This window comes from Nostoc sp. UHCC 0252 (assembly GCF_034931145.1).
In the GTDB taxonomy this organism is placed as follows: Bacteria; Cyanobacteriota; Cyanobacteriia; order Cyanobacteriales; family Nostocaceae; genus Nostoc.
Map to the genome: position 1 here is coordinate 1 of NZ_JAYGHE010000129.1, position 9,876 is coordinate 9,876.

A 9,876-nucleotide genomic window follows, 5' to 3' on the forward strand; every position below is an offset into this window, starting at 1 on the left:
TTGGTGAAGCGAAAGAAGGATTCATAATCTCCATCAAGCAAAGGAATTCTAGTTATGAAACGGAATCAAGGACAAGTAATTGTTGTAAGTCTCACTGGTACATTAGCGGCCGTATCTATTGGGTATTTAGGAGTGCAAATTTTTGGCAGAAATACAATGTACATAATTTCTACAGCCATGCTTGGGCTAGGTACTGGAGGAACTATCGGTCAGATTTTGGTAGAGAAAAGGCAGCAGCGAGTAATACAAACACAATCAAAACAAAGATAGGAGCAATCGTATGGAAGCTTCAAAAGTTGTCACCATCCCGAATCACTGGACATCACCAAAATACTCGTTAGGGCAAAGAACCAAGCAGGGGATGATTGTAGGGGTTCAGTATTATCCACCCAATAATCTACTGACTGGCTTATGTAACGAATCTTGGCGTTATGCTGTGCTGGATAAAAACGATTTCTCAGAAGTGGCACATCTTGAAGAGGAGAAAATTTCCCCGCTTACACCAAGCGAATTACGCGCTGAACTTGAAGCTGAAATTGAAAGATATCAGCGTGAAATACTAATTCTCAAGCAAGAGTTAGTGCAAGCTTGAACTTCCTATCCGGCAACTAATGAAACGACGTGCAACTTCGAGCCAAAAGATTTAAGAAAAAAGCCCCGTTTTGGGGCTTTTTTTCACCCCTGTTTTTTTTCATCAACCTCGCCACAATCCCCGTGACACCCATTGTGTATAGCTTTGGGGGATATGCTGTGACACAAAACGAGTAAATTGACCCCGCCGCTTTCTGTGACATTGGCGTTATAGCAAGGGTTTCGGCGTTTGCTCGAACCTCGCCGCCTTCGGTGACATCTATACACAGCAGGGCTTTTCGATGTCACGGCAGACTTCGCCGCTTTATTCTGCCACTTTGTGACGCGACCCTATGCGACGAAAAAAGTAGCTTTTTACTGGATTTGAAATGCTACTGTGAAAAATAGTTATATTGTAATCGCCTGGGTGTGGGCGGTTACGCCATCGCTAAATTCTTGGCAATTCTTCGTTATGTCTATATTTGGATATGGTATTAATTAATGCTCATCTGTGCTAATAGCCAAATTCCTTTTCCCCGTTCCCTGGTTTACGCTACCTATCGGGACAAACTGGTTGAGCTAGTTCCTTATATGCCAAACGTGCGCGACATCGAAGTTAAATCACGTAGTGAAGTAGGCAGTAATATTTATACTGTCAATGAATGGCGCGGTGGCAGTGAGATTCCAGCAGCAGCAAGAGTTTTGCTCAGTGAAGATATGCTCTCTTGGACAGAATATAATACCTGGAATCAGGCAGATTTGACAGTTGAATGGCGTATTGAAACTCACGCTTTTACAGAAGCAGTTAAGTGTTCTGGCAAAAATCGCTTTTTGCAGGATGGTAATAGTACAGTAATTGAAAGCCGTGGTGAACTAGTGATTGACCCGAAGCAGATCAAGGGAGTACCATTCTTCCTCACAAGTAAAATTGCTCATCTCGTTGAAGATTTGTTGGGGAAAAATATACAACCAAACCTCGTAGCAATGAGTGCGGGAGTGCGTCAGTATCTAGAGCAAAATCAATTAGATTGATATACTGCTTTTCAATCTAATGGCACACTTGTTCATTTGAAAGACTAGCGTTGAGCGGGGAGTAAATCAAACCAATCACAATTACGTTTTGCGTCGGGGTCTAAATCCCCGTCACAAAACGTGCTGCTTGATAGAACCTATGCAACTTAAACCACTGAATTACAGTAAATGTATTAAAAGCTAAATATTCACTATGCATTCGCTATACTTGCTAACTCTAACCATCGACTCAATTCTTTTTGGTTAATGATGCGTAACTTAGAGAAAGGAATACGGCGTTTAGATGCCCAACGGTACAGGGTTCGCAAAGTTACTTTATAGCCTGTTTTTTCATAGATATAGTCTGGTAATTCTCGCCCTAAAAGTGGAAGTTCCAGATTTTCTAAATCAATGCCAAAATTGGTAAATCGTGCCTTATCCTTCATCAGTAACAATGAAACGTCAGATAAAGAATACTTTTTGAAAGGGTTTTGACGTTTCAAATATATCAGTCCTAATAGATAGCAGCATTCTTTAATCTTGACTTCTCTCTTGTAAGGCTGAACCCCACATATTCTCAGACAGTTACGCCAAGTTCTTTGAGAAATATTCTTACCTAAAATATGTTCACAAGCTGTTTTCACCCAAGCAAGACTGTATGCTTCTTGAATATTTTGCATATTTTGTTGCTCCCTTTACTTCAACAATGCCCAGGTTAAACCTGGGCGCGAAAATTACTCTTCTTCTCCCTGATTGGCAACGTCAGGGGAAATTTTCTCTCTCAAGCGTTTGTTAATCATTCTCTTGTTACTGCGCTCGACATAAATGCCAAAACCGTTTTCCCAAAATACACGGTGCAGTTCTGATAATTTCCAACCCTCAAACTCGGCCAGTTCTTCTGCTTCTTCAAAGAGTGCAGTTGGCACGTAAAGTTCAATCCTGGTCATTCCCTGTGCTTTTGTTCTAGGCATTGTTGCATCCATATTTAATCACCCAGATTATCAAATGAGATTGGTTATGGGACAAGAACCCTACAAATAAATATTTTTAGATTCTTATGTGATATGTAGCTAATATATACTATATTAGTGGTGTAGTATCATATAAGAAACACAGTAATATGGAAAAAATCAAACAAATACTTACTTTGCAAGGGATTGAGTTCGATGAGGGCGATATTTTGTCCGCCGCATCAGCTATTGGCATGGATGTTGATAATTTGAATGATGCCGAAGCCCAGGAAGTGGCAATTCAAGTTGCACAAGCCAAGAAATCAACTGCTCTGACCACTGCTAATGGCAAATCCAAAAATGGCAACGGTAAGTTAGGTAAAAACTCACCCCGCCGTAAATCTGTTCCTCCATTGCAAGGAGCGATCGCTCATGCATCCCAGGTTTCAAATCAAGAAATTCAATCTCTGGAGGATGTTCTCAACGTCGGGATTGATGCTTACACAACCGACAAAGCCGACCAGTTGTTATCAACGATTCGCAATGCTCCTAAAGACGTGGTGAGTAAGTTTGTCTCTAAGGCGATGGAGGAGGAAGCTGACGTAGATTCCTTTCGTGCAATCGGTGACGAACTCGTTGCGGGTATTTTCGGCATTAGCCCAACAAATGCAGCCGAATAAATTCATTGGATTAGCAGCAGTACTGAATCTGCTGCTATTAACCCTCGTTTTGGGCGTGGCAATATATGGAGCAACAAGACCAAACCCATCGCAAAGCATTAAATATTCACCTGAAGAAGGACGGCGAGTTGAATCTGTCAGGGCTGACACTAGAAAATCTGACAACAGAAGAATTCCTGGTAGTCCAGCAAATTATTGATGAGTCGAGAGTGCGATCAAAGGACAATAGACAGATTGAGGAGTTAATGCAACGGGGAATGATGGCTCAAACTGCGATCGCAGCTTTTACTATATTGATGTTTTCGTTCATGGGCATATATGGCATAACCCGATATATCGGCTCACAAGTTCAACAAGTTCAGCAGACTTATACGCAGGAGTCAGGAGTCAGGAGTCAGAATTCAGAAGAACTGAATAGGTAGATTTGAAAAGTAAAAATTTAATACTTTATAGTCTATTCATTCAGTACTACAATTCTTTATTCTGGCTCCTGACTTCTGGATTCTTTAATTAGTAGTTAAAGGGGAGAAAAGAATGTTAGGAAAATGGCTTCCTGGTTTATTCGGCGGTAAAGGTGATGGAGTAGTATCAACGGATTTAAGAGTTGGGGATGCTACCCAAATTGAGGGTAATTTACCTTCATCAATCCGCGATCGCTACACATTGCCAGCTTACACTACAGCAAAGCAGGTTCTTGATGAAGCAGAAGTGGCTGGCACTCTAAAAGCACAGAAGTGGTTGCACACTAAATTTTCCCGGCATAGGCTCAAGCAGTTGCAATCCTTGGCAGAGATGTATAAAAACCAATTGGCATATTCAAGTGAAGCCATGAAGGTTGAGGAGGATTTGCAGCGAACCAGGGGATTACATGGGGAAGCGGTGATCCGTCATGCTTTCGGTTCTCTTGAACAACAACGCCAGTTGGGGGGATACGAGAAAGCATTTGATGAGGTGGGAGATTCATTCAGATTTTAGGTTATGCAAATCAAGCTCTCTCATATAGGATATGCAGTGTCTGGGGTTGGCTTTTCTATGTTTATGGGTTATCTATCCGTTGCCAGCCCCGTTAGTCGATACATTCTTTGGTTTATTGGCATAATTTCCATCTGCTGCATAGTTCTGGGGTTATTCAACTTTGGCGGTTTAGTCATTAAAGGATTCGGCTTCAACCGCAAAACTTTCATTATTGGATTAATGCCTGGAGTCATATTTCTGTTTGTGTTTTTGACTTTAGTTGCAGCCGGTGTTGCGTTGGGGGTGAGGTAATGGGATTTGAATTACAACGTCTAACTGCCAGTAGCGTCATTCATGCCGAACGGAGTATTTTATGTTCTTTAGGAGCAAGTACAGTGTTATGTCTGTCTGCTCCTTTTTTCTTAAACACTGACCGAATAACAACCGGGATGCTGCTTGGTGCGGGAACTGTGAGCGCTGGCTTATTTGGGGTATCCGCCCAAATCAGCGAAAGTAAGGAAAAAGTTTACCAGTCTTTGCTAGAAGCTGACCTGAAATCACTTAAACAGCATTTACAAGGTGAGGCTGTTTATGATTATGTTACGACTGCGATCGCAGCTAAACGCAGAGTTGCTGACTATGTGAATCGGCTACCAGTGCAAGAGCGCCCCCGGTGGATAGCTGAATATCAGTTGCAAGGGTTGGTTACACTCCCAGAACCACCAGCACAACAATCACCTTCACCGACTGGTATTCCCAATCCCGATATTGCTGACATTGATGAAGAATCGGTGCAGTCCGTGATTAATCCGGGTGCGATGAAAGTTCTCCAAGCGATCGCAGCTAATTATCCTGAGTACATCAGAATTGATGGTGCTTGGATTGATGAACTGTGTGATGCTGCATCTAATCAAAATATGACCCTTCGCAGTAATCACCATTTCTACATTTCTGGTGGAACACAATCCGGCAAGTCAACTCTGGCTGGAGTGATTATTAATAAAATTGCTGCAAAATCTCAAAGTCCGGCAATTGTCATTGGTAGTGATCCAAAAGATGAAGTTACCAGATGGCTGTGCAAGTTCAGCCGTAAGTTTGACGGCATGAAAGCCTTAAGAGATTGGATTACTTTCGCCACTAACATGATTGACCAACAAAAAGCTAGGGTTGCAAAAGTTGGTGGTGAATGTCAGGGTGTTCCCGAATTATTTCTTGCTCAGGATGAGGTTGATAGTGTTTATGGTGGTGGCAAGGGACTTCCGGGAATGGTTGATGCTGATACTGCCAAAGACTTGCAAGGTTTTTGGAACTATATCATCAAATTCACCGCCGGACTTAAAGGACATGGGGTGTTTATGGGCCAGTCCCCGCTCTCTGGAGAAACCGGATTTAGCCGCCCATCCTTGAAAAATGTTTGCTTTATTGCTGTAGGGCAGACATCGAGTTATATCCTTGACCATCCCCAGGATTTCGTAAACGTTAAAAAGGAGATTTTGGAAATCTTGCGACAGGCTTGCGAACTGTTGGATAAAGCCGGAGTTCGATATGCTCTGGTAATTCCAACTCGTGGTAATCCTTTTATAGCTCTAATACCTGAATTTGATATCAAAGGTCTAGAACAAAAACAAGATTCCAAGCCGAATGGTGAGACTGTTCATAGTTCTAAAAATAATCAACAATCCTCACAGCAGCAGGTTGACTGGTATCAAGAAATTAGAAAATGGGCAACAGAATTAGGAAGAAGACCGCATTTTCAGGAAATCAAACAAAAGTGGCACGAATTAACGGGGCAAGAGTTAAACGAAAAGGGGGCGAAATTACTATTAGAAAATCTCGGTTTTCCCGATCCGGTGAACTAGACTGGAATGCTCGGTATGGCGATTTGAAAAATTATAAGAAGAAAGTGGCAATCGCTCATAAACAACATCGACAAGCTCATAGTAAATGCTGCTGTTGTTTAAGGTCTGAAGCTACTCAAATGCACCATACTGAGTATACTTATACCAATTACGAAAAGTTGGGAATCAATTGGTTTCCACTGTGTGACAAGTGCCATCACGAAGTTGCACATTCATCAAATAACTGGATTAAAAATAGGGCTGACCCAGTTCGGAAGAATAAAAACACAGAAGAATTTAAAGCGCGTTTACAGCTTGGATTTAAACTATTATATGGAGGGATAAAATGGTAATTAAACCAGTTATGAGTTATCAATTTAAAAGGTATAAGGTATATAGATATTGGATAAAGAAACGCCAATTTAGGACTTCCATTTTTCTGGATGTGGCGTTTCTCCAAGAATTCAACTTTTCACTGATAACTGTTTATCTTTAACTTACTTAATGAAAATCTCAGCAGAATATTTTAGTTTAATTGGAGTTGAATTAAATGTATAACGATGAATATGACAATTTTAGTTTTGAAGAACAATTATATTTGACTGAAGAACAAATCAGACGGCGACACAATCAGCAGATGTTTTTGCGCCGAAATGCCCAACTGTTGCAGCAAGAGTTAAGCTTTGAGGCTGAATTGTTAGAAGAAAATCCAGAATTAGCTCAGACGATTCATTCTTTTAATATGCAGGAGATTCAGAGTAATCAGCAAGGGTTACAGAATATTTTAGGTTCAGAAGAATCAGCGTCAAAAGAGCAAAGTGTTTGGAGTAAGTTTTTTCCGGGATTGGGTGGGAGATAAATATGTCTTGGTCGAAATCTATTTCTCTTGATGTTGCTAATAAGCTTTTTAACGTAATTGGGGTTTATTTTGAGCAGAATGACTTAGAGGGTGGTTATGTCGCCAAATATGAAAATAAGATATTGAGAAGGCCAACGTTAACCGCTTGCTGTATGGCTGTTTTAACTGACTGGGTAACAATAAAGGAGGAATAAATTTATGCTACAACTGGCTCAGATAAATCCAAATTCCTTTAGTCTGGTCTGATTGATACTAGTTTTCAGTCTTATAAATTCGATGAAATTCCAGATTAACTATGGATAACTTGCAAGAATTAATAAACACAACTCAACCCAACGTTGAAATAATTCAAGAATCTGAAACTAAAATTACTTTGCAGGGTAATTTCATTTCCAAATCTGGCACTGATGACCTGGAGTATTTTATTGGTTTGAGGTTAATCTCAGCATCTTTTCCTTTTAATAACAAGCTAGAGCGCCGTACTTATCAAAAACCAAAAATGATTACTTGTGAAAATTCCTAATCAGCTTGAATTTAAAGGTAACACGATTGAGGCACACGAGAACCATAAAGGGTTTGAAATAATCGTTACCTATTACCAACCAGATCCCTACGATGTAGGTTCTTATATCTACTACATTAGAAATTCTAGTTTGGAGTTAGTAGTCGATAGCTATAAAGACCGATCATACGGGGAAGAGTCACTAGAAAAAGCATTAATTTTTGCAAGATTCACTATAGAAAATCATTTGATTGAAGATTAACTATAGCTTTTGAGCAAAATATGGAATTTGACTATAGAGCAATAGGAGATAAAGACAAATGGGGATTAAAGTGACTTACTCAGTTTATATAGAATCTAACTCTGGCACAAAAGCGGATGTGTTAACCAATTTGCCTGATAAAACTGAAGCGGTAGAATCTGCCTTAAAACTGAATCATATTGTCAAGGACGCAGGATACAGAGGTAAGGCTTGTAAAGTTGTTAACCATGATGGGGAAAAATGATGCTTGGAATAATCAAAACTGAGAATTTACATCAGGAGAAAAATATCCAACCAAGCGTTTCATCGGAAAACTTCAAGCTGTTTTGATAATAACCCATTTCGACTTTTTGATATTGTTTAGATATTGGTCAGCGTAGCAGAAAGCTGCTGCCTTATCGTATTTTGCTATATTCAGTGCTTGTAACAATACGGATAAAGGAATTGCCACCTGTGTGAGCTTTTCGGCTAATATTACTGACTCTTCTTCTGTTGCCGCTACTGTCGCTTCTAATGATTCAAATTTTATTTGCTTATTTATACGGTTATCTAACAGTGTAGTATCAGCCATAAATGCACCTTCAAAACTTGTATAATGCAGTTTCACTGAAAGGCAGCAGGAATGAATCCGTGTTTGTGCGGGACTTATTGATCAGCTAACTTCATGAATCCGCACAATTGCTGTAGCGAGTGCATATTGATTAAAAATCTCGTTCGCCATCTTTTTCCAAGATTGAAATTAATTCCGACACTCGCATATTTTCTCCCGTCCAAACTTTATCTAGTAACCCCAAATTTTCAAGAGTTAGGTCGCTCTCTTTCATTATCGATACATCTGTTTTGCCCAGTGCCATTAACAAATCTTCAAATACCACTAAGCCATTAAACTCCAAGCCTTGAATCTCGGCTGACGCTAAGGCTGACAATCGCTCACCACAAATCTCAATCATGAACCAATCACAAAAATCTTTTTCCAGTAATGGATGACGACCACCGATCCCTTGCATCAGCCATAGACCATAGATACTGGCTGTCGGATCATCCATTGTGGCTAAACGTTTAGCTGCCACCTTCCCAAGATTCTCAAAAAATCGCACACCTAAAGCTTTTTCTAACATCTGCATTGACTCTGGTAGTGCATGAGCTACAACAGAAATTTGGCTATTTTCTAGTTGTTTAGAATGATATTTTTCTAAATATTCATTTGCTTCTTTTGATGCCAACATCCTCCCATCTGGGTGTAAGTTGAAATCAACCCCTGGCTTGAAACCTCCTTCAACTAGTTTTTGAGTCATGCTTGTCGATACATCCTTTACGGCTTGTTGATAACTTTCCTTGCCTACGTATTCTTGCAAGAACCAAACAAAATTTACATACTCTACTTGCACGAGAGCTTCTTTGAGGATTATTGTCTTATCCTCTAATTGCGCTAGGGTTAGGATTTTTTGAATTTCTTGCAGATTTTGACAAGAAATCGCTTCTATCAACTGCTGTTTTAGGAGTTCATTTTGCGAATTCATTTATCTCAATGCTCAACAGTACTTCAGTGCGTTAACTATTGTACAGTGACTAATTAAATTACGTTTAAAAATTATTCAAGTTGACATTATTGCAATATACAGTTTCGGAGCTACTTAGAAACTATTGGGGTTATTTTTAAATGTTAAATAATTTATTTAAAGCATCTTCCGCTAATATCCTCTCATTGCATTGTTCTCGGTTAAACATGATTGATTTAAGTGTTATTTTTAATTTTTTATTTTGTGTATTCAGAAATTTTGGTGTATTTAGAACCTTTAATAGTGTTGCAATCGCTACATTTTAGATGGGTGATCTCTATTTTTTATATTACTATCTGTCTGATGGCTGATATATCTCTTCTAATTTTCCAAGCAAGCTTATCCGTAAGATAGTTTTATTTTATATGAAAAAACGTTTACTTTAAAGATAAGTTTGAAAAGTATTCGTAGAAATCAGAATTGAAAAATGAAGTGGCAGATTATCCCTTATTGAATTCAAAAAATCACGAATTAACCAAGTAAAACTAACTATTTCAGTCTGACCTTTATTTTGAAGGCTAACTCTGTCATCAAAGAATTGGATTTATCGAACACTATCTCAAAAAAATATGCCTAATATATCAACAAAGCACATTTCTTACTGGATTGACTCAACACCCACAGCTAATTTTCCACTACTTATCAATAATCTATCTGTGGATGTTGCAATTGTCGGTGCAGGTATTGCAGG

At 39.3% G+C, this 9,876-nt stretch carries 17 protein-coding genes; 13 read left to right on the forward strand and 4 right to left on the reverse strand.

Annotation, left to right across the window (positions count from 1 at the left end; all coding sequences use genetic code 11):
- Nucleotides 1–54 precede the first annotated feature (54 nt).
- From VB732_RS34430 to VB732_RS34440, 3 genes are all read left to right on the forward strand, one after another.
- On the forward strand, nt 55–270 hold the full coding sequence (locus VB732_RS34430; RefSeq protein ID WP_323235303.1) for a hypothetical protein: 216 nt from the start codon (nt 55–57) through the stop codon (nt 268–270).
- A gap of 10 nt (nt 271–280) precedes the next feature.
- Entirely contained in the window at nt 281–592 is a 312-nt protein-coding gene (locus VB732_RS34435; protein WP_323235304.1) for a hypothetical protein, read from the forward strand.
- 479 nt (nt 593–1,071) lie between these two features.
- Entirely contained in the window at nt 1,072–1,602 is a 531-nt protein-coding gene (locus VB732_RS34440) for a hypothetical protein (RefSeq protein WP_100903509.1), read from the forward strand.
- A 191-nt stretch (nt 1,603–1,793) separates the two neighbouring features.
- On the opposite strand, the gene VB732_RS34445 is transcribed toward VB732_RS34440, so the two are convergent.
- Both VB732_RS34445 and VB732_RS34450 read right to left on the reverse strand, forming a co-directional pair.
- Nucleotides 1,794–2,261: a DNA-binding protein gene (locus tag VB732_RS34445; RefSeq protein ID WP_100903510.1), complete on the reverse strand. Its 468-nt coding sequence runs from the start codon at nt 2,259–2,261 to the stop codon at nt 1,794–1,796.
- Nucleotides 2,262–2,315: 54 nt separating this feature from the next.
- On the reverse strand, nt 2,316–2,552 hold the full coding sequence (locus VB732_RS34450; RefSeq protein ID WP_323235305.1) for a hypothetical protein: 237 nt from the start codon (nt 2,550–2,552) through the stop codon (nt 2,316–2,318).
- 149 nt (nt 2,553–2,701) lie between these two features.
- Here VB732_RS34450 and VB732_RS34455 point away from each other — a divergent pair, with 149 nt between their 5' ends.
- From VB732_RS34455 to VB732_RS34500, 10 genes are all read left to right on the forward strand, one after another.
- Nucleotides 2,702–3,211 carry a hypothetical protein gene (locus VB732_RS34455; protein WP_323235306.1) on the forward strand — a complete coding sequence of 170 codons (510 nt, stop codon included), beginning with the start codon at nt 2,702–2,704 and terminating at the stop codon, nt 3,209–3,211.
- Nucleotides 3,212–3,276: 65 nt separating this feature from the next.
- A complete protein-coding gene (locus VB732_RS34460) occupies nt 3,277–3,633 on the forward strand; it encodes a hypothetical protein (RefSeq protein WP_323235307.1) in 357 nt (118 codons plus the stop codon).
- A 112-nt stretch (nt 3,634–3,745) separates the two neighbouring features.
- Nucleotides 3,746–4,186 (forward strand): hypothetical protein, encoded by a 441-nt coding sequence (locus tag VB732_RS34465; RefSeq protein WP_323235308.1) that lies wholly within the window; start codon nt 3,746–3,748, stop codon nt 4,184–4,186.
- A gap of 3 nt (nt 4,187–4,189) precedes the next feature.
- Nucleotides 4,190–4,477: a hypothetical protein gene (locus tag VB732_RS34470; protein ID WP_104899637.1), complete on the forward strand. Its 288-nt coding sequence runs from the start codon at nt 4,190–4,192 to the stop codon at nt 4,475–4,477.
- Complete coding sequence (locus tag VB732_RS34475) at nt 4,477–6,024, forward strand: hypothetical protein (protein ID WP_323235309.1); 1,548 nt, start codon at nt 4,477–4,479, stop codon at nt 6,022–6,024. Before VB732_RS34470 ends, VB732_RS34475 begins: the two co-directional genes overlap by 1 nt.
- 529 nt (nt 6,025–6,553) lie before the next feature.
- Nucleotides 6,554–6,862: a hypothetical protein gene (locus tag VB732_RS34480; RefSeq protein WP_323235310.1), complete on the forward strand. Its 309-nt coding sequence runs from the start codon at nt 6,554–6,556 to the stop codon at nt 6,860–6,862.
- Between the two features lie 2 nt (nt 6,863–6,864).
- Nucleotides 6,865–7,056 carry a hypothetical protein gene (locus tag VB732_RS34485; RefSeq protein WP_069067941.1) on the forward strand — a complete coding sequence of 64 codons (192 nt, stop codon included), beginning with the start codon at nt 6,865–6,867 and terminating at the stop codon, nt 7,054–7,056.
- A 101-nt stretch (nt 7,057–7,157) separates the two neighbouring features.
- Entirely contained in the window at nt 7,158–7,385 is a 228-nt protein-coding gene (locus VB732_RS34490) for a hypothetical protein (RefSeq protein WP_323235311.1), read from the forward strand.
- Nucleotides 7,372–7,626 (forward strand): hypothetical protein, encoded by a 255-nt coding sequence (locus tag VB732_RS34495; RefSeq protein WP_221708250.1) that lies wholly within the window; start codon nt 7,372–7,374, stop codon nt 7,624–7,626. The genes VB732_RS34490 and VB732_RS34495 overlap by 14 nt, the downstream gene beginning before the upstream one ends.
- A gap of 58 nt (nt 7,627–7,684) precedes the next feature.
- Nucleotides 7,685–7,870 carry a hypothetical protein gene (locus VB732_RS34500; RefSeq protein WP_323235312.1) on the forward strand — a complete coding sequence of 62 codons (186 nt, stop codon included), beginning with the start codon at nt 7,685–7,687 and terminating at the stop codon, nt 7,868–7,870.
- Nucleotides 7,871–7,942: 72 nt separating this feature from the next.
- On the opposite strand, the gene VB732_RS34505 is transcribed toward VB732_RS34500, so the two are convergent.
- Both VB732_RS34505 and VB732_RS34510 read right to left on the reverse strand, forming a co-directional pair.
- Entirely contained in the window at nt 7,943–8,197 is a 255-nt protein-coding gene (locus VB732_RS34505) for a hypothetical protein (protein ID WP_190965676.1), read from the reverse strand.
- A 130-nt stretch (nt 8,198–8,327) separates the two neighbouring features.
- Nucleotides 8,328–9,146, reverse strand: a complete 819-nt coding sequence (locus tag VB732_RS34510) for a hypothetical protein (RefSeq protein ID WP_323235313.1) — start codon at nt 9,144–9,146, stop codon at nt 8,328–8,330.
- Nucleotides 9,147–9,876 lie beyond the last annotated feature (730 nt).

What these genes read in the sequence shown, in the direction of transcription:
- VB732_RS34490 (WP_323235311.1), top strand. Translation starts at nt 7,158, where the DNA reads ATGGATAACTTGCAAGAATTAATAAACACAACTCAACCCAACGTTGAA.
- VB732_RS34510 (WP_323235313.1), bottom strand. Translation starts at nt 9,146, where the DNA reads ATGAATTCGCAAAATGAACTCCTAAAACAGCAGTTGATAGAAGCGATT.
- VB732_RS34455 (WP_323235306.1), top strand. Translation starts at nt 2,702, where the DNA reads ATGGAAAAAATCAAACAAATACTTACTTTGCAAGGGATTGAGTTCGAT.
- VB732_RS34435 (WP_323235304.1), top strand. Translation starts at nt 281, where the DNA reads ATGGAAGCTTCAAAAGTTGTCACCATCCCGAATCACTGGACATCACCA.
- VB732_RS34470 (WP_104899637.1), top strand. Translation starts at nt 4,190, where the DNA reads ATGCAAATCAAGCTCTCTCATATAGGATATGCAGTGTCTGGGGTTGGC.
- VB732_RS34465 (WP_323235308.1), top strand. Translation starts at nt 3,746, where the DNA reads ATGTTAGGAAAATGGCTTCCTGGTTTATTCGGCGGTAAAGGTGATGGA.
- VB732_RS34505 (WP_190965676.1), bottom strand. Translation starts at nt 8,197, where the DNA reads ATGGCTGATACTACACTGTTAGATAACCGTATAAATAAGCAAATAAAA.
- VB732_RS34440 (WP_100903509.1), top strand. Translation starts at nt 1,072, where the DNA reads ATGCTCATCTGTGCTAATAGCCAAATTCCTTTTCCCCGTTCCCTGGTT.
- VB732_RS34480 (WP_323235310.1), top strand. Translation starts at nt 6,554, where the DNA reads ATGTATAACGATGAATATGACAATTTTAGTTTTGAAGAACAATTATAT.
- VB732_RS34445 (WP_100903510.1), bottom strand. Translation starts at nt 2,261, where the DNA reads ATGCAAAATATTCAAGAAGCATACAGTCTTGCTTGGGTGAAAACAGCT.
- VB732_RS34485 (WP_069067941.1), top strand. Translation starts at nt 6,865, where the DNA reads ATGTCTTGGTCGAAATCTATTTCTCTTGATGTTGCTAATAAGCTTTTT.
- VB732_RS34450 (WP_323235305.1), bottom strand. Translation starts at nt 2,552, where the DNA reads ATGCCTAGAACAAAAGCACAGGGAATGACCAGGATTGAACTTTACGTG.
- VB732_RS34430 (WP_323235303.1), top strand. Translation starts at nt 55, where the DNA reads ATGAAACGGAATCAAGGACAAGTAATTGTTGTAAGTCTCACTGGTACA.
- VB732_RS34500 (WP_323235312.1), top strand. Translation starts at nt 7,685, where the DNA reads ATGGGGATTAAAGTGACTTACTCAGTTTATATAGAATCTAACTCTGGC.
- VB732_RS34460 (WP_323235307.1), top strand. Translation starts at nt 3,277, where the DNA reads ATGGAGCAACAAGACCAAACCCATCGCAAAGCATTAAATATTCACCTG.
- VB732_RS34475 (WP_323235309.1), top strand. Translation starts at nt 4,477, where the DNA reads ATGGGATTTGAATTACAACGTCTAACTGCCAGTAGCGTCATTCATGCC.